Source organism: Pontixanthobacter sp., assembly GCF_049682855.1.
Classification (GTDB): Bacteria; Pseudomonadota; Alphaproteobacteria; order Sphingomonadales; family Sphingomonadaceae; genus Pontixanthobacter.
The window spans coordinates 194,101-211,406 of record NZ_JBAUIK010000010.1 but is presented as its reverse complement, the minus strand read 5'-3'; the positions used below and the strand labels follow the sequence as shown (position 1 = coordinate 211,406).

Annotated in this window: 17 protein-coding genes; 10 read left to right on the top strand and 7 right to left on the bottom strand. The window is 58.4% G+C overall.

The window, feature by feature from the left end; all coding sequences use genetic code 11:
• Positions 1-3: 3 nt before the first annotated feature.
• From WA922_RS08195 to WA922_RS08175, 5 genes are read left to right on the top strand one after another with little or no spacing between them, the layout of a single operon-like run.
• On the top strand, positions 4-1,830 hold the full coding sequence (locus WA922_RS08195; protein WP_424771207.1) for a SulP family inorganic anion transporter: 1,827 nt from the start codon (positions 4-6) through the stop codon (positions 1,828-1,830).
• Complete coding sequence (locus WA922_RS08190; RefSeq protein ID WP_424771206.1) at positions 1,830-1,985, top strand: helix-turn-helix domain-containing protein; 156 nt, start codon at positions 1,830-1,832, stop codon at positions 1,983-1,985. The genes WA922_RS08195 and WA922_RS08190 overlap by 1 nt, the downstream gene beginning before the upstream one ends.
• 3 nt (positions 1,986-1,988) lie before the next feature.
• Entirely contained in the window at positions 1,989-3,431 is a 1,443-nt protein-coding gene (locus WA922_RS08185; protein WP_424771205.1) for a cytochrome ubiquinol oxidase subunit I, read from the top strand.
• Positions 3,431-4,426 carry a cytochrome d ubiquinol oxidase subunit II gene (gene cydB / locus WA922_RS08180; RefSeq protein WP_424771204.1) on the top strand — a complete coding sequence of 332 codons (996 nt, stop codon included), beginning with the start codon at positions 3,431-3,433 and terminating at the stop codon, positions 4,424-4,426. Before WA922_RS08185 ends, cydB begins: the two co-directional genes overlap by 1 nt.
• On the top strand, positions 4,426-4,554 hold the full coding sequence (locus tag WA922_RS08175) for a DUF2474 domain-containing protein (RefSeq protein ID WP_424771223.1): 129 nt from the start codon (positions 4,426-4,428) through the stop codon (positions 4,552-4,554). Before cydB ends, WA922_RS08175 begins: the two co-directional genes overlap by 1 nt.
• A 199-nt stretch (positions 4,555-4,753) precedes the next feature.
• Here WA922_RS08175 and WA922_RS08170 read toward each other — a convergent pair whose 3' ends face one another.
• The 7 genes from WA922_RS08170 to WA922_RS08140 form a co-directional block, all read right to left on the bottom strand.
• Positions 4,754-5,581: a DUF1499 domain-containing protein gene (locus WA922_RS08170; RefSeq protein ID WP_424771203.1), complete on the bottom strand. Its 828-nt coding sequence runs from the start codon at positions 5,579-5,581 to the stop codon at positions 4,754-4,756.
• 42 nt (positions 5,582-5,623) lie between these two features.
• Positions 5,624-6,319 (bottom strand): retropepsin-like aspartic protease family protein, encoded by a 696-nt coding sequence (locus WA922_RS08165; RefSeq protein ID WP_424771202.1) that lies wholly within the window; start codon positions 6,317-6,319, stop codon positions 5,624-5,626.
• A gap of 52 nt (positions 6,320-6,371) precedes the next feature.
• A complete protein-coding gene (locus WA922_RS08160; RefSeq protein WP_424771201.1) occupies positions 6,372-7,346 on the bottom strand; it encodes an NAD(P)/FAD-dependent oxidoreductase in 975 nt (324 codons plus the stop codon).
• Between the two features lie 2 nt (positions 7,347-7,348).
• Positions 7,349-8,362 carry an L-histidine N(alpha)-methyltransferase gene (egtD, locus tag WA922_RS08155; RefSeq protein ID WP_424771200.1) on the bottom strand — a complete coding sequence of 338 codons (1,014 nt, stop codon included), beginning with the start codon at positions 8,360-8,362 and terminating at the stop codon, positions 7,349-7,351.
• Complete coding sequence (gene egtB / locus WA922_RS08150; RefSeq protein WP_424771199.1) at positions 8,359-9,600, bottom strand: ergothioneine biosynthesis protein EgtB; 1,242 nt, start codon at positions 9,598-9,600, stop codon at positions 8,359-8,361. The genes egtD and egtB overlap by 4 nt, the downstream gene beginning before the upstream one ends.
• Before the next feature lie 85 nt (positions 9,601-9,685).
• The gene (locus WA922_RS08145) at positions 9,686-11,059 is read right to left on the bottom strand and encodes a class II 3-deoxy-7-phosphoheptulonate synthase (protein ID WP_424771198.1); all 1,374 of its coding nucleotides are present in this window, start codon (positions 11,057-11,059) and stop codon (positions 9,686-9,688) included.
• A 155-nt stretch (positions 11,060-11,214) separates the two neighbouring features.
• Complete coding sequence (locus tag WA922_RS08140) at positions 11,215-14,193, bottom strand: M16 family metallopeptidase (RefSeq protein ID WP_424771197.1); 2,979 nt, start codon at positions 14,191-14,193, stop codon at positions 11,215-11,217.
• 171 nt (positions 14,194-14,364) lie between these two features.
• On the opposite strand from WA922_RS08140, the gene WA922_RS08135 reads away from it, so the two are divergent.
• The 5 genes from WA922_RS08135 (at position 14,365) to WA922_RS08115 (ending at position 17,277) form a co-directional block, all read left to right on the top strand.
• The gene (locus WA922_RS08135; RefSeq protein ID WP_424771222.1) at positions 14,365-14,943 is read left to right on the top strand and encodes a NifU family protein; all 579 of its coding nucleotides are present in this window, start codon (positions 14,365-14,367) and stop codon (positions 14,941-14,943) included.
• A 34-nt stretch (positions 14,944-14,977) separates the two neighbouring features.
• Complete coding sequence (locus tag WA922_RS08130; protein WP_424771196.1) at positions 14,978-15,586, top strand: malonic semialdehyde reductase; 609 nt, start codon at positions 14,978-14,980, stop codon at positions 15,584-15,586.
• Between the two features lie 12 nt (positions 15,587-15,598).
• Positions 15,599-16,234, top strand: coding sequence for a tRNA (adenosine(37)-N6)-threonylcarbamoyltransferase complex dimerization subunit type 1 TsaB (tsaB, locus tag WA922_RS08125; protein ID WP_424771195.1), 636 nt, complete (start codon positions 15,599-15,601; stop codon positions 16,232-16,234).
• A gap of 8 nt (positions 16,235-16,242) precedes the next feature.
• Positions 16,243-16,698 (top strand): GNAT family N-acetyltransferase, encoded by a 456-nt coding sequence (locus tag WA922_RS08120; RefSeq protein ID WP_424771194.1) that lies wholly within the window; start codon positions 16,243-16,245, stop codon positions 16,696-16,698.
• A gap of 138 nt (positions 16,699-16,836) precedes the next feature.
• Entirely contained in the window at positions 16,837-17,277 is a 441-nt protein-coding gene (locus WA922_RS08115; RefSeq protein ID WP_424771221.1) for a MucR family transcriptional regulator, read from the top strand.
• Positions 17,278-17,306 lie beyond the last annotated feature (29 nt).

The following is a 17,306-nucleotide window of genomic DNA, read 5'->3' as shown; positions in this document are numbered from 1 at the left end:
CCAGTGCCTGAACCTGAAAATGAATCGGCGGAGCAGCCGCGTCTGACAGCGCCTGGACAGGGCGCGCGTGGCGGCTTGCTGACGCAGTATCTGCCGATCCTTGAATGGGGCCGAACCTATAACGGGTCCGTCCTCACCAATGATCTTATGGCGGCAATCATCGTTACCATCATGCTGATCCCGCAAAGCCTGGCCTATGCCTTGCTAGCGGGATTGCCGCCCGTCGTGGGCCTGTATGCCTCGATCCTTCCCCTTATGGCTTACGCGATTTTCGGGACCAGCCGCACGCTGGCGGTGGGGCCGGTCGCGGTAGTGTCTCTGATGACCGCAAGCGCGGCAGGCGCAATCGCGGCACAGGGAACAGCCGAATATCTTGAAGCGGCGATAACGCTGGCGGCCCTGTCCGGTGTCATGCTTGCAATATTGGGCATGTTGCGTTTGGGCTTCCTCGCCAACCTGCTGTCCCACCCCGTCATCAGCGGGTTTATCACCGCCAGTGGCTTGCTGATTGCGACAAGCCAGCTGAAGCATATTCTAGGCGTTCAGGCCGGCGGCGACAATTGGCCCGATATGCTCGGTTCGCTGGCCGGGGTCGTGCTCAATGCCAATCCGTGGACTTTGGCGATCGGGATACCGGCAACGCTCTTCCTGTTCTGGGTTCGCAAAGGTGCCAAACCGGCATTGGTCGCAGCGGGCACGCCCCCGCGCATCGCCGATATGGTCGCCAAGGCCGGCCCGGTCGTCGCCGTGGCAGCGACCATTGTGATCGTGATGCTGCTCGATCTGGCAGATAAGGGCGTCAGTATTGTCGGGGCCATCCCAAAAGGCCTCCCACCGTTTGCGCTTCCTTCAACCGATCTGTCACTCATCGAGCAATTGTGGGTTCCCGCGCTGCTTATCTCAATCATCGGTTTTGTCGAAAGTGTTTCAGTGGCGCAGACGCTGGCGGCAAAGCGTCGCCAGCGCATCGCGCCAGATCAGGAGCTGATCGGTTTGGGCGCATCCAACATCGCCAGTGCCTTTTCAGGCGGTTATCCTGTCACCGGCGGTTTCGCGCGCTCGGCCGTCAATTTCGATGCGGGGGCCGAAACACCCGCTGCCGGCGCATTTACAGCGGTCGGTATCGCGCTGGCCGCGCTTTTCCTGACGCCGCTTCTGTTCAATCTGCCGATCGCAACGCTGGCCGCAACCATCATCGTTGCTGTGCTGAGCCTGGTCGATCTGAAAACGCCGCGCCAGTTGTGGAATTATTCCAAAGCCGATTTCGCCGCGCATATGGCAACGATTTTGATCACTCTGCTGGCAGGGGTGGAGCTGGGCGTCATTTCCGGAGTTGCCGTAGGGCTGCTGCTTTATTTGTGGCGCGCATCGCGGCCGCATGCGGCGATTGTCGGGCGGGTTCCGGACACCGAGCATTTTCGCAATGTCGAGCGGCACGATGTCTTCACCGTGCCGCACGTCCTGTCGATCCGCATCGACGAAAGCCTCACTTACCTCAACGCCCGCTGGCTGGAGGAATATGTGCTGGAGCGTGTGGCGGACCAAGCGCAGGTTCGCCATGTCATCCTGATGTGCAGCGCGGTGAACGAGATCGACGCTTCCGGGCTGGAAAGTCTGGAAGCCATCAATCACCGGATGAGCGATGCCGGGATCGGCGTTCACTTGTCCGAAGTCAAAGGCCCGGTCATGGACCGGCTCAAACGCACCGAATTTCTGGATGAGCTGAACGGCAAGGTCTTCCTCTCGCAAAACCGCGCATTCCGCGAGCTGTCACGCGATGACGGCTCTGACACTTGCGAACCATACGATATGGCGAGGGGAATGATCTGATGGCCAAAATACCTGACAAGGATGCGCGTTGCCGTAAAATTGAGGCGCTGATCGCCCAAGGACAGGGCGTCTGCGAAAGTTGCCGAGAAATCGGTATTTCGGAAAAGACTTACTACCGCTGGCTTCAGGCCCGCGATGAAAACCAGGACGAATAAGCTATGTTTGATCAATTAGACGCATTGCTGCTGGCCCGCATCCAGTTTGCGTTCACGATTGCCTTCCATTTCATCTTTCCGGCCTTCTCTATCGGACTGGCCAGTTATGTGGCGGTGCTAGAGGGATTGTGGCTCAAAACCGGAAAATCGGTCTATCTCGACCTGTTCAAATACTGGCTGAAAATCTTTGCGATCGCTTTCGCAATGGGCGTCGTTTCCGGCATTGTCATGAGCTATCAGTTCGGCACCAACTGGTCTGTCTTCTCCGACCGGACCGGCCCTATTCTCGGTCCGTTGATGGCATATGAAGTGCTGACAGCTTTCTTTCTGGAAGCGGGTTTCCTTGGCGTCATGCTGTTCGGGATGGAGAAGGTCGGCAAAAAGCTGCATTTCGCGGCCACTTTAATGGTGGCGCTGGGCACGCTGATGTCGGCGACCTGGATTCTCTCGGTTAATAGCTGGATGCAAACGCCGACCGGGTTCGAAATCGCCGCCAATGGCCAATTCGTTCCGGCGGGTAGCTGGCTTGATATCATTTTCAATCCCAGCTTCCCTTACCGCCTGTTCCACACGGTCAACGCGGCCTATCTCACCACCGCCTTTGTGGTCGGAGCCGTGGGGGCATGGCATCTGCTGAAGGACCGCAGCAACATCCATGCGCGCAAGATGTTTTCGATGGCTATGTGGATGGCGGCGATCGTTGCGCCGATCCAGATTGTTGCTGGCGACCTGCACGGAATTAATACGCTGGAGCACCAGCCGCAGAAAGTCATGGCGATGGAGGGGCACTATGACAGCCATCCCAGTGGTGCCCCGTTGATCCTGTTCGGCATTCCCAACAGCGAAGAGAAGCGTGTCGATTACAAAATCGAGATACCGAAACTGTCCTCGCTCATCCTCAAGCACGATCTGAACGCACCATTGGCCGGGCTCGATACGATTCCCGATGATGAAGAACCGCCAGTGGGCATGGTCTTCTGGTCGTTCCGCATCATGGTCGGCATGGGGTTTGCCATGATGGGTATTGGTTTATGGAGCTTGATCGCCCGGTGGCGAAAAGGCCTGTATGAGTGGAACTGGTTGCACCGCGCCGCGCTGATGATGGGACCGTCAGGCTTCATCGCCGTGCTTGCTGGCTGGATTACCACCGAAGTCGGCCGGCAGCCTTACGTCGTCTACAATCTCATGCGAACATCGGAGGCCGCATCTCCGCTTGATGCGCCCGCCGTGGCCGCATCGCTGCTGGCTTTCGTGATCGTATATTTTGCCGTGTTCGGCATCGGCGTGTGGTATATCCTGCGCCTGATGAGCCACACGCCGCATATTGGCGAGACCGGCGTCAAACGGGGTGATACAGGGCCGATCCGGACGGCGGGGATCACTCCCGGCCCATCGCAGAACCCCGGGCATGATCATTCACTTCCAACCGGCAAGGAGGATGTGTGATGGATCTGACAGTCATCTGGGCATTCATCATCGCCTTCGCCGTGTTTGCTTATGTGGTGATGGACGGCTTCGATCTGGGTATCGGCATTCTGTTTCCGACCTTCGAAACCGGGCCGGAACGCGACAGGGCCATGAACTCGATTGCGCCGGTGTGGGACGGGAATGAAACCTGGCTGGTGCTGGGTGGCGGCGGGCTATTCGCCGCCTTCCCGCTGGCCTATGCAGTCATTCTGCCTGCCACCTATCCACTGATCATCGCGATGCTGCTGGGTCTGGTGTTTCGCGGGGTAGCGTTCGAGTATCGCTGGCGCGATCCCTCGCACCAGCGTTTTTGGGATGCCGCCTTCACCGGTGGTTCTTTCGTTGCTGCGATGGCGCAGGGCATGACGCTGGGCGCGCTGTTGCAAGGAATCGAAGTTACCGGCCGTGCCTATTCGGGCAGCTGGTTTGATTGGCTGACCCCATACACATTGCTCACCGGACTTGGCACCGTGGCGGGTTATGCGCTGCTTGGCGCGACCTGGCTCGTATGGAAGATGGACGGACCAAGCCAGCATCATGCGCGCAAATTGGGCAAGCGCGCTGCATGGGCGACCTTCATCCTGATGGGCGGCGTCAGCCTCTATAACCTCGCGCTTAATGCGGAATATGCGGACCGCTGGCTCACTGCGCCGGAGATCTATTTCGTTGCACCCGTACCCATCCTGACCGGTCTGACCGCGATTGCCCTTCTGCGCGCGCTATCGGTGGAGCGGCACAGCAAACCTTTCTGGCTATCTTTGCTGCTATTCCTATTGGGAATGGCGGGGCTTGGGGTCACGATGTGGCCATATGTCGTTCCACCGGGCGTGACTATCTGGGATGCTGCCGCCCCGGAAAGCAGCCAGATATTCATGCTGGTAGGCGTGGCGATAACGATGCCGCTGATCATTGGATATACCGCCTGGGCTTACTGGGTGTTCCGCGGCAAGGTTGGCGATGAGGGGTATCATTGATGCAGCCCTGCCCGGAACCCGAACGCCCCCTTTGGCAGCGTCTGGCCTGGATGGCGGCAATTTGGGGTGCCAGCGTTGCTGTCCTCGGCATTGTAGCTTGGATCTTGCGTTACTGGATCAACGGGTAACGACTGGTCCCTTCTCGCTGCTTGACGATGGCCTCTGCTCTGCCGAGGCAGACATCGCGAACGGCCCAAACCTGCGGCAGCCTGTGGGTGAAAGCCGCGGCGGCTCTGATCACCGGTATCTGGGGCGCATAGCTGCCAACAGTCAGGCACATGCGCCGTTTTACAGCCGAATACCGCAGGTTCCAGCTGGCTCTCCGACTTATTTATTCTTCGGATCCGCGTCCGCTAAGCGGTCCTGCAGCGCCCTGATCAGATCAGTGATACGCTGGGCGTTGACGCCAAGATCGCTAGTCCCGACGCGTGATGTGGAGCGGAAATCGACATGTGTGCCGCCGTCAACCGAGCGGATCCGGGCGACCACATCGTCTTCAAAACCGTACCAGAATACAACATCAGTACCCTCCACCAAACCCGCAGCTGGATCAGCTGTGACATTGCGAAAACCGCGCAACTCCATTACAGTTTTGACCGCCGCCATCACTTTGTCTGGCGATTGGGTCACAACCAGCGTCTCCAATTCAGGATAGCCTTCTGCGATCAATGTGGCGGCGGTTACATCGGCAAAATCGGCATTGCCTTCCCACCGGTCCTGCTTCCCCAACGGAACGGTAAACTCGATCAGCGGGTTTACCCCTTCGCCTGATGCGGCGCGGGCCTGCATCATCGCGGCTGAATAGCGCGGCGCATCGGCCGGGTTGGTGGTTATGTCATAAATGAAGGGCACAGATTCGGCGGTGGAGCGCAAGGCATTCAGCCCGCCGAAGAAACCCAGCGGCACAGCCAGCGCCACCAGCGCGGTTAGCCAGCCCGAACGCGGCTTGATCGCCACTGCTGCAATCAATCCGATCAGCGCCGCCACGCCGACCACACCGGCCATAATCACGCCCCAGCCAATCGTCATGGTGCCAAAGGCGAATAACGGGTCAATTACACCAAAGCTGGCCCCGAACATGGCAATGGCAAGCCACAAGACAAACAGCAAAGCGAGCGCCAACGCAATGCGCGGCATGTTTTTGAGAATTTTCATGAGCGGCGTGATGCACCAGCCGCCACGCATGGGCAAGCGGGTTTACTCCCGGTCATCCCTTTCCAATACAGGTTGAGGGTTATTCGGCGTGAGAATCAGCGTGCTGTCTTCCACTCGCCAGCCCTTTAACCGGGACAGCAAATTCATTCCGATGACATTGGTATCACCCAGATTGGGCGCCATCACTGCGTCCAGCCCGCGCGCTGCGACATTGCCGAAGCGTAATTCATCAATGGTGGTCAGCTCCGCAGCGATTGTGCCATTGGCAGTGTTGAGCCTTACTGGCAGCCCGCCCGTGCGCGGCGTCAATCCTGCCCGCTGGGCAGCAGGCATGGAGATGGCGGTTAAGGTGGCGCCGGTATCAATCATGAAATCCACCGGCGCGCCATTGACGTCTGCCTGCAACCAGAAATGGCCATCGGGTGCGAGCGGGATGCGTGTCTCGCCGCCCTCGACCACTTGATCGGGCAGGCCGACCCCTTCCATTGAAAATGCCATGCGCGGATCGAAGCGCGACAGCTGCAGAACAACCGTGATCAGGATGCCCACCAGCGCAATCGTGCTGCAGAAACGGATCAGACCGCCCAGCGGAATATGGCGGCGGACCATGACCGAACCGATCCATCCGGCCAGCACTGCGGCAACCGTTGCAACCAGCAGGCCGGACCGCGGCACCGCCTCGATCAGCGCGGTGCCGCTCTGCCAGATATCTAAAAAAATGCCCGTCGGTTCCATCATAGCTATATAGGGGCGCTGCCCCTGCCGTGCCATGAATGGCCAAAATATTGCGTCATAATGATGCAGCGACTGCCTCTGCCAAAGCTTTACCGGACAGCCACGCGCCCTCTACTTCGGGCCTCACCAGCCAATCTCCCGCTGCGCCGATTTTCTGCCGGTCATCCCATAATATGCGCGGCGCGGTATTGGGGCGCGGCATGGCATAGCGCCAGCGATGCGCGGTTATGTAGGCCGGCATTACGCGGGCCGCCGCATGCTCGGCAAGAAAACGTGCGAGAATCTGCTGGGCCGCATCCTCTGCGTCCAATTCCAGATATTCGCGCGAATACTCAGCGGAAGCTTGAATCACCCAGCTTTCCGGCCCGCTGCGATCCGGCTTTGCACTGTTGCGTGCGGCCCATGATATATCCGCTGTCTGTTCCCGGATGCTGTCCGGCTCTATTGGCAGCGGTGCATCAAACGCCGCCATTACAGTCCAGCATGGGTCAGAGACCACGCGGCCTGCAAAACGCGCCATCTGCGGCGCTGCCGTCTTCAGCAATTGGGCAGTCTGTTCCGCCGGGATCGCGCACACGCAGTGGGAAACTTGCTCGCTGCCGTCAGCATGGGCCATTTGCCAGCCGCCATCCATCGCCGAAACCTGCGCAATCCGCGTACCCCACCGTACGTCCAGATCGCGCGCCATATATTTGAGCGGCGCATTCATGCCCGGTGTCCCGACATAGGCATGCGCGCCCGCTGCGGGCCATCGCGCCACCGCGCCATGCAACAGCCAATTTTCAATTGCAGCCGAAAATGCGGGATCATGCGCGGTAAAATATTGCGCGCCGTGATCAAAATGGAGGGTTACGCCCTGATGCTCCGCCCGCCGCGTTGCCATCCGCCCGCCAGGGCCGCGCCCTTTATCAAACAGCACTGATGCGACGCCGTGCCTGGCAAGTTCTGCCGCGCAGGTCAGACCTGCCATGCCCGCACCGATGATACCAATACGAATGCCGCCGCCGCTCGCCAATGCTGCGCCTGCCACAGTCAGGGCGCGCTTCTGTTGATGCTGGCCTCCGCCAGAATGAGAGAGAACAGCCCTGCGCTATCGGTCCAGCGGCGTACCGGTGTCCAACCGCCCGCGAGCAGCAATGTGCTTGCGCTGCGCCGGCTGAATTTATGGCTATTCTCTGTGTGGATTGTATCCCCCTTGGCCATCGCAAAGCTCTGGCCTGCGACTGTGAATTCCATATTTTCCAACGCCTCGCAATGCATTTCGATCCGCGCAAAATCATCATTCCACCGCGCGATATGGCGCATCCGATCAACCGGAATGTCACCGTCCAGTTCGCGGTTGATCCGCCGCAATAGATTGAGGTTAAACTGCGCTGTCACGCCCGCCGCATCATCATAGGCAGCGGTTAGCACCCGCTCATCCTTTATCAGATCCATGCCGATCAGCAGCTGCGCCGTGTTGCCCCCGCTATCACTTAACGTATCGCGCATGGTGCGCAGCAAATCGACCGAGGTCCGCGCGACCATATTGCCAATGGTGGAACCGGGAAAGAATCCGAGCTTTGGAATATCAGCCACTTGCGCGGGCAAGCTCACCTTGCGCATGAAGTCGGCTTCGACAGGATAGACTGGCAGACCGGGAAATTTATCGGATAATTTCTGCGCCGATGCCCGCAGAAAATCGCCGGAAATATCCAGTGGCACGTAAGCAGCAGGGCCGATTGCGCCAAGCAGCAACGGTGTTTTCACCGAACTTCCCGAACCAAATTCCACCACGGCGCAGCCAGGCGCAATCGCTTCAGCAAACTCACTGCTTCGATCTGTCAGGATTTCCGTTTCTGCGCGGGTCGGGTAATATTCCGCTACCTGCGTGATATCTTCGAACAATTGCGATCCGGCATCGTCGTACAGCCAGCGTGCAGGGATCGCTTTGTGGTCCTGCGACAGGCCTTTTAGCACATCAGCCCGAAACGCGCGGTCCACGCCGCTTTCATCGCGGTCGACCAGCTCCAGCCCTGTTTGCGATGCGCCGCCTGTACTCATCATATATCCTTGGCGAGCCGTAGCCCGGTAAATTGCCACCGCTGATGCGGGTAGAAGAAATTGCGATAGCTGGGCCGCGAATGGCCGCGCGCAGTGGCGCAGCTCGCGCCGCGCAGAACCACCTGCCCGCTCATAAATTTGCCGTTATATTCGCCGATCGCACCCTCTGCCGGTTTGAAACGCGGATAGGGTAAATAGGCGCTGCGGGTGAACTGCCAGCAATCGCTCATCAGATTGGCGTGGCCCTCAGGCAGCAAATGATCGGTGTCATCCAGCTGATTACTGGTGGGGGAGGTGCTTTGATCGCGGGCAATCACTTCCCATTCAAACTCGGTCGGCAACCGCGCCCCCGCCCAGGTGGCAAAGGCATCCGCTTCGTAATAGGAAATATGCGTGACGGGCTGGCTGGCATGGCGCTTCACCCAACCATAATGGCTGAACTGGTCGTCCTCGTGCCAGTAAAGCGGCGCCGTAATGCCGTTCTGCTGTACCCAGGCCCAACCATCAGACAGCCAGAGCGCCGGATTGCGATACCCGCCATCGTCGATAAATTCCTGCCACTGCGCATTATTGACCAGCCGCCGCGCCATTTCAAACGGGGTCAGAACGACCTGATGCTGCGGCCCTTCATTATCATAGGCAAAGCCCGAACCTGCATGGCCAATCAGCGCGCTGCCGCCCTGATGAATATAGGACAGCTCAGTATCCTTATAGCCGCAGACACGGGGTCCAGGCCATTCGAACATCGCGGGGCCCAGCGGGTTCTGGAACAACGCATGCTTGATATCGGTCAGCAGCAGTTCCTGGTGCTGCTGCTCATGCGCGATGCCCAGTTCGATTAAGCCGGTATAGCGCGGATCATCCAGCAACGGCTCCATCGACGCATCCACCGCGCCGCGCCAATCGCGGATTTCCGACACGGACGGACGCGACAGCATGCCGCGTGAAAACCGCCCTATGCGCTCCCCCTCTGCCTCGTAATAGGAATTGAACAGGAACGGCCAGCGATCATTATACAGCCGATATCCAGCGACATGATCGCGCAGCAGGAAGGTTTCAAAAAACCAGTTTGTATGCCCCAGATGCCATTTGGCGGGCGAGGCATCCTCCATTGATTGCAGCGTAGCATCGGCTTCCGAAAGAGGCTCTATCAATGCGGCGGTCAGGGCCCGCGCTGTATGGTACCGGTCCGCCAGGCGTGTGCCGATATGCCGTTTTCGTGCTGTAACTGCTTGCGACAATGAATTCTTTCTGATGCGTTCGCTCTAACCGTCACATGGCGGATTAGCGTTACATTTGAAAGGCCTACTTGCGGGTTTTTTCTGCTCAGGCTGCGTTCGCCTGGACCGCTTCTGCTTCAGTTGTCATCATTTCCGCCAGTAAAAACGCCAGTTCCAGCGATTGCGCCGCATTGAGGCGCGGGTCGCAATGCGTATGATATCGGTCGCCCAGACGCTCGTCAGCAATACCAACCGCGCCGCCGACGCATTCGGTCACATCCTGCCCGGTCATCTCAATATGAATGCCGCCAGCATGGGTCCCTTCGGCGCGGTGTGCAGCGAAGAAACCCTTCACTTCGGTCAGGATACGGTCGAACGGACGGGTTTTGTACCCGCTATCGGATTTCACGACATTGCCGTGCATCGGATCGCATGACCAGACAACCGGATGGCCTTCTGCCTTAACCGCGCGGAGCAGACGCGGCAGACCGGCCTCGACCTTGTCATGGCCGAACCGGCTGATCAAAGTGATCCGGCCTGCTTCGCGGTTCGGGTTCAGCGTATCAAGCAGCGTCAGCAACACGTCCGGTTCCATTGACGGGCCGCATTTCATGCCCAGCGGGTTACCGATACCGCGCGCAAATTCCACATGCGCGCTGCCTTCAAAACGCGTGCGGTCACCGATCCACACCATATGCGCGCTGGTATCAAACCAGTCGCCAGTGAGCGAATCCTGCCGCGTCAGGCTTTGCTCATAAGGGAGCAACAGCGCCTCGTGACTGGTGTAGAAACTGGTCCGCTGCAATTGCGGCACCGTGTTGGGATCAACCCCGCAGGCCTCCATAAAATCAAGCGCCTCGCCAATCCGGTCGGCCGTTTGCGCAAACTTATCTGCCCACGGGCTTCGGCCCATGAAATCAAGCGTCCAATTATGGACCTGGCGCAAATTGGCATAGCCGCCGCCCGCAAATGCGCGCAGCAGATTGAGCGTCGAGGCAGCCTGTGAATAAGCGCGCACCATCCGTTCGGGATCATTTTTACGCTGCGCAGGATCGAACTCGATCCCATTGACATTATCACCGAAATAGCTGGGCAACGTCACGCCGTCTTTGGTTTCGGTGTCGCTGCTGCGCGGCTTGGCAAACTGCCCCGCCATCCGGCCGACTTTGACCACCGGAACTTTGCCCGCATAGGTCAGCACAACCGCCATTTGCAGCAAGACGCGGAATGTGTCGCGAATAGTGTTCGGGTGGAATTCAGCAAAGCTTTCTGCGCAGTCACCACCTTGCAGCAGAAACGCCTTGCCTTGCGCCACCTCTGCCAGATCGGCCTTCAGCGCGCGCGCTTCACCGGCGAAAACCAGCGGCGGATAATTGGACAGCGTTGTTTCCACCTGGGCGAGCGCGTCAGCATCTTCATAGCGCGGCAGATGACGAGCTTCGCATGCTGTCCAGCTATCGGGGGTCCAGTTCTGTGCCACTATCTACCTGTCTTTCCATGTCATATTTGCAGTGATCTGCACGCCGAAATAGGCCGCCTGACAGGCAATAGCAAAGCAATTGCCAGCGCGGGGCGTAAGAAAGGTTGCCAGCGGTCAAGCACTGCTTGGCCGCTGCCCGTCGATACTGGCCGCAATCAGCGCCCGGTTATCTGCGCCGCGCGGCCCGCCGAACTGCCAGATTCAGTCGCCAGTTCGGTCCCCTCCGGGATGATTGCTATCCGGTATCCCGGTGTTTCCGCCAGATAGCGCCGCGCCAGAAATTGCATGATGTCCGGCGTGGTTTGCGTATAATCAGACAGCAAAGAACGCACCATCGCGATCCGACGCGGATCATTTGTGGAACCTTCCAACTGGCCGACCCAAAACTGGTTTCCAGTCGATGCGCGGGTAATTAACTGGCGCAATGGTTCGGTGACACGCTGCAATTCCTCTGCGGTGGGCGGGTTGGCCGCCAGATCCTGCGCGATGGCTTCGGCTGCGGCGTAAAACACCGGCACATCTTCGGGGCGCAATTGCGCCGCTGCGGTGATCCTGCCGCCCCCGTCCAGCTCGGTGGGCCAGCGCGACCCAACATTGGGGGCATAGCTCGCCCCGGCCCGTTCACGCATCGCATCAACCAGGCGGTTGTTGAATACGTCGATCAAAATATCGAGCTGGCGCGATTCGGGCAGCCCGTCGACCCCGCCGCCGCTGGGCCATGCTATCACAGCCGCCGCCTGATTGGCATCACCGCGATGGGTTAGAACGGTGGTCTCGCTCGTTGCATCAGGAAAGCGGGGAACGCGCCCCGCTATGGCGGGAGCGATCGGTTCGCGCGGCGGCAATGCACCGACTGTTTTGCGCAAGGCCTCGACCGCCGCATCCTTGTCAAAGTCACCGAATACGATCACTTCAACATCGCCCTGTTTCAACAAGGGCTCCCACACCGCGCGAAACCCTTGCGGTGTTGCGGCTGCAATCGCAGCGGGATCCGGCGTACTGAAACGCGCATCCCGATCACGCAGCAGATATTCCAGATCGCGGCCCAATACGCCGCCCGGGCTGGTGGCATAGCTTTCATAGGCGAGGCTTTGCGCGGCCTTGGCACGGATAACCGGGTTCGCATCCCAGCGCGGCATCGCCAGTTTTCCGGCAAACAGATAGAGCTGATCCGCCAGATCCGCCTCACGGGTTTGCGCATCGAAAGTAAAATGCGCATCACCAATGCCAAAATCGAAGCCCATCACACGGCCGGTTGAGACGCGGTCCAATTCCTCCTGACCCAAATCGCCCTGACCCGATCCGATCAGTGCCATTTCGGCGAGCGAGATATAGGCAGCCTGATCCTGTTCAAAGGCACGATACCCTGCCCCAAACCGCATTTTTACGGTTACGCGCCCGCGCTCCGCCTGATGGTTCCACACCAGAGCGCGCGCGCCATTGGCGAACTCGATCCGCTCAATATCGGGAATGCCTGCCACGCCTAGCGACCCGCGCGCAATAATCTCGCCCGGTTCGCCAATCGGCGGCAATTCATCAAAAGAAATCGATTTGGCGACCAGCCGTGCAGAACCGTCCGCTGCGACCGGCGCAAGCAATGCGCTGCGCAAGGATGCCTCGTCCGCTTCACCAGCGGCAGGGGTCAGATAGGTGCCGCGTATAACGTCTCCGACAAACAGGGCGCGGGTCCGCTCCAGCACCGAGGCTGGCGTGATCTTGGCTGCCATACCGCGAAAGACATTCAGAACCGTATCCGGTGCAGCCACAGCTTCGCGAATATCGACCGCATTGACGATATTATCGGCCAGAACGCTGCCCGCCTGGACTTCTTCCTGTTCGACCTGACTGACAAAAATCGATTCAAATTCGGCCACTTCGCGGTCGATTTCCTCCTGCGTAGGTGCGGTCTCAAGAGCATCCTTGATCACCGAGCGCACATCGGTAAGCGCGGCATTCCAGTCAGCACCGAGCGGCCCGAAGGATACAAATGTCGCATCGGTGGACCGGCTGACATCATCCTGGCTGACCTGGGCATATAAATACGATCCGCCTGACCGGGCGCGCGATTCCAGGCGGCGATTGATAATCGCCTGGCCCAGAGCGTCCAGAAGCAGCCCTTCATTATAGATGATCGTATCCTGCACTGGCCGCCACGGGCGCATGATCGCATAAGTCATGCTGCGCGGCAGGTCTGGCTCCACCAACACTGCCAGCTCTCCCACCGGATTGGCAGGATCAGCCCCAGCCGGAGCGACCGGATCACCAAAATCGGGCGCAGGGACGCGCGGACCTTTGCCCTGCCAATCACCAAAATATTTCTCAACCAGAACCGCAAGACGGATCGCATCGGTATCACCCGCCGCCACAATGACGGTATTTTCAGGCCGGTACCAGCGGTCATGAAACGCTTGCAACGCAGGCGCTGTCGCGGCTGTCAATGTTTCTACCGTACCGATCGGCAGACGGTTGGCGAGCCGCTGTCCGGCAAATAGGATTTCGCGCGATCTCTCCGCCACACGCTGGCCCGCGCCGCCGCGTTCGCGTTTTTCCGCAAGCACGATGGGCACCTCTGCGGCCAATGTTTCCGGCGACAATACCGGTTCCTGCATCATGCCGGACAGCAATTTGAAGCTTTCTTCCAGCGCCGAAGGCGTGGCATTGGGTAAATCCAGTTTATACACGGTGTGCGTCGGGCTGGTCACCGCATTGGTATCGCTGCCAAACGTCGCGCCAAGCTCCTGCCAGCGGGTAATGGCCTCGCCCGCTTTGAGATATTTGCTCTCGCGGAAACTTAAATGCTCCATCAAATGGGCAAAGCCCTGCTCGCTATCCTCTTCATGCAGCGACCCGGCATCTATGCGGATACGGATGGACACCTGTCCCGGAGGTACACCATTTTCGCGCACGGCATAGCGCAATCCGTTATCCATCGCGCCAAACAGCCACTCTTCGTCTCGCGGGACATCGCTGCCTTCGTAAATCCACGGCGTTTCGTCACCCGTCTGGATTGCGGTGGGCAGAACCGCCTCTGCGGCATCACTTTGCGCCCCTGGCTGAGCATGAAGCGGACTTGCAAGCACGGTGATAGAAAGGATGACGGATAGCGGCTGCATGGCCCGGAAAAATGTAATCATACCGGCGATATAGGCGCGCAACATATGAAGCGATAGTGAATAGGTCAGGCGTTATTTGCATTGGCACAAAAAACTCCACAGTATCCGCGCGCGCACCGCACCGCAGCCGATCCATCACATACGCCATCGAACGGTCTTGCCGGGCACGGCGGCGGCACCTACATCATGGTCATGTATATAGAAACCGAAACCACTCCGAACCCCGCCAGTCTGAAATTTCTTCCGGGTCAGATAGTCATGCCTTCCGGAACGCGTGAATTTGCCTCACCCGAAGCGTCTGAGGTATCGCCTCTAGCACAGGCCATTTTCGACACCGGCGAGGTTGTTCTGGTCTTTTTCGGGCACGATTTCATCTCCGTCACTGCGGCGCCTGGTGTCAATTGGTCCGCTCTGAAGCCGCAGGTTGTCTCGATATTGCTCGATCATTTCATTTCGGAGGCACCGCTGTTTCTCGGCGGAGATGCGTCGGGGATTTTGGTGCCGGCCGATGATGATATGGTGGTCGAGGATGATCCAGAAAATGCTGATATCATCGCGCAAATCCACGATCTTCTGGAAACGCGTATTCGCCCTGCGGTGGCCGGCGATGGCGGCGACATTGCCTATCGCGGTTTCAAGGATGGTGTCGTCTATCTGACAATGCAGGGCGCCTGCTCGGGCTGCCCATCCTCCACCGCTACTCTCAAACACGGTATTGAAGGTTTGCTGAAACATTATGTGCCCGAAGTCGTTGAAGTGCGTGCGGCCTAACGGCGGATAGCAATACGAACTTTTGAGGTAAGACATGACCAAGCAATTTCACGACCATTCTTTGGACACAGCGACGCTTGACCAGTTGTTTAACGAAGCCAGAACCTATAATGACTGGCTCGATAAAGACGTGTCAGAGGCGCAGATTCATCAAATTTACGACCTGCTGAAAATGGCCCCGACTTCGGCCAATATGCAGCCGGGCCGGTTTGTTTGGGTCCGTAGCGAGGACGAAAAGCACACGCTCGCCGAATTCGCCTCGGACGGCAACAAGGACAAGATCAAGGCCGCGCCGGCAACCGTCATTATCGGATATGATATCGATTTCCACGAGCAACTGCCGTGGCTGTTTCCCCATGCTGACGCCAAAAGCTGGTTCGAGGGTGACGAAGCGGGCCGCAAAGAAGGCGCGTTCCGTAATTCCGCGCTTCAGGGCGCATATTTGATTATGGCGGCGCGGTCGATCGGTCTCGATTGCGGTCCGATGTCCGGGGTTGATCTGGACAAGGTCACAGAGCACTTTTTTGCGGATCAGCCGCGGGTCAAGGCAGACTGGATCTGCTCGGTTGGGTATGGCGACCCGGAATCAATTTTCGAACGCAGCCCGCGTCCTGACTTTGGCACTTTCAATACCATTGTCTGACAGACGCTCTCAATGATCCGGACACTCGCCATCGATTGCGCGACAGAAGCCTGTTCTGTGGCTCATTTCGATGGCGATATGGTGGTCGCCAGTGATCATGTTGTGCTTGGCCGGGGCCATGCCGAACGATTGGTGCCGATGATCGCCGGACTGCCCGACAAGGGCCAGGCGGACCGTATTCTGGTGTCTTGCGGGCCAGGCAGTTTCACCGGCGTCAGGATAGGAATTGCGACCGCGCGGGCTTTGGGGTTTGCGTGGAACGCCAGTGTGTCGGGCTACCCGGCGCTCGCTCTGGTCGCTGCAACTGCGCGCCAGATATCCGGGCACTGCGATCGGGAGCCGCTACTGGCGTGTATGACCGGCGGCCACGGCGAATGGTTCTTACAGGAATATGGCCCCGATGGCGTGCCTTTGGCGGAGCATGTGGCACTTCCCCCCCATGAAGCCGTCACGCGGTTTCACACAGCCGTGATAGCGGGGACGCAGGCGCAAGCGTTTGCGGCGCTTCGCGGAAGCGGAGAGGCGTTGGACACCGTGCCTGACGCGCGCTATGCCCGCGCCATTCCGCCCGCCCTGCTGATGAACGGCGCTGTCCCGCTCTACGGGCGCGCGCCCGATGCAAAGCTGCCGAACGCCGCGACCGGCTGATACGCATCATGCGCGATGATATTGACGGGATCATGCATGTGATGGAAGCGGCCTTTGACCCCCAATGGGGCGAGGCATGGAACCGGCGGCAATTATCCGATTCGCTGGTGCTGCCGCATATCCACTACACCCTGGTCGATTCTGGAGGCAATTATCCTGATGGATGCAAAAGTGCAGCAGGGTTCACTTTGACCAAATATGTCGCCCAGGAAGAGGAAATATTGCTGATTGCGGTTGATCCCCGGCACCGCGGTAAAGGTCTGGCAAGGCAATTACTCAATCGCTGCTTCACTGACGCTGCGCAGCGCGGCGCAGAGCGCATCTTTCTGGAGATGCGTGAAAATAATCCGGCCCGTGCACTGTATGAGGCGCTCGGATTTTGTCCAATAGGCCGCCGTGAAAACTATTATACCGGTAAAGACGGCACCCGAATTGACGCAATCACTTTCGCCAAGAAGTTATAGCAATTAATCGGGTCAAAATGGCAGTTATTGTATAGATATATCTGCATCCCATACTTGAACTATTATATCAATTGCGCCATTGGGCTGCCAGCCGTGCGATACGGGTACGACAATGTTCAGATAATGATGAGGAAAATCATGGACAATTTTGAGAGCGACATGACGGAAACGCTTATTACACTCACGTCAGATATTGTTGCTGCACATGTCAGCAACAATAATGTCGATGTAAACGATGTGCCAACGCTGATATCAAACGTGTATGGCGCGTTGGCCGTTCTGGGACAGGATAAAGACCCTGTTGAAGAAGTGCCAGAGCCAGCCGTGTCGATCCGCGCATCCATCAAACCTGATTACATCGTCTGTCTGGAAGATGGTACCAAGTTGAAAATGCTTAAACGGTATCTGCGTACCAATTACGACATGACACCAGAACAGTATCGCGCCCGCTGGAACCTGCCTGCCGATTATCCTATGGTTGCCCCCAATTATGCGGAAAAACGCCGGGAACTGGCGAAGAAAATCGGTCTTGGCCGGAAACCGGGCCAGAAACGGGGCCGCCGCAAAAAAGAAGTGTGATATATGGACTGCGGCAGATAACTGCCGTG

What these genes read in the sequence shown, in the direction of transcription:
- WA922_RS08190 (WP_424771206.1), top strand. Translation starts at nt 1,830, where the DNA reads ATGGCCAAAATACCTGACAAGGATGCGCGTTGCCGTAAAATTGAGGCG.
- WA922_RS08185 (WP_424771205.1), top strand. Translation starts at nt 1,989, where the DNA reads ATGTTTGATCAATTAGACGCATTGCTGCTGGCCCGCATCCAGTTTGCG.
- cydB (WP_424771204.1), top strand. Translation starts at nt 3,431, where the DNA reads ATGGATCTGACAGTCATCTGGGCATTCATCATCGCCTTCGCCGTGTTT.
- WA922_RS08175 (WP_424771223.1), top strand. Translation starts at nt 4,426, where the DNA reads ATGCAGCCCTGCCCGGAACCCGAACGCCCCCTTTGGCAGCGTCTGGCC.
- WA922_RS08170 (WP_424771203.1), bottom strand. Translation starts at nt 5,581, where the DNA reads ATGAAAATTCTCAAAAACATGCCGCGCATTGCGTTGGCGCTCGCTTTG.
- WA922_RS08165 (WP_424771202.1), bottom strand. Translation starts at nt 6,319, where the DNA reads ATGATGGAACCGACGGGCATTTTTTTAGATATCTGGCAGAGCGGCACC.
- egtD (WP_424771200.1), bottom strand. Translation starts at nt 8,362, where the DNA reads ATGATGAGTACAGGCGGCGCATCGCAAACAGGGCTGGAGCTGGTCGAC.
- WA922_RS08140 (WP_424771197.1), bottom strand. Translation starts at nt 14,193, where the DNA reads ATGATTACATTTTTCCGGGCCATGCAGCCGCTATCCGTCATCCTTTCT.
- WA922_RS08135 (WP_424771222.1), top strand. Translation starts at nt 14,365, where the DNA reads ATGTATATAGAAACCGAAACCACTCCGAACCCCGCCAGTCTGAAATTT.
- WA922_RS08130 (WP_424771196.1), top strand. Translation starts at nt 14,978, where the DNA reads ATGACCAAGCAATTTCACGACCATTCTTTGGACACAGCGACGCTTGAC.
- tsaB (WP_424771195.1), top strand. Translation starts at nt 15,599, where the DNA reads ATGATCCGGACACTCGCCATCGATTGCGCGACAGAAGCCTGTTCTGTG.
- WA922_RS08120 (WP_424771194.1), top strand. Translation starts at nt 16,243, where the DNA reads ATGCGCGATGATATTGACGGGATCATGCATGTGATGGAAGCGGCCTTT.
- WA922_RS08115 (WP_424771221.1), top strand. Translation starts at nt 16,837, where the DNA reads ATGGACAATTTTGAGAGCGACATGACGGAAACGCTTATTACACTCACG.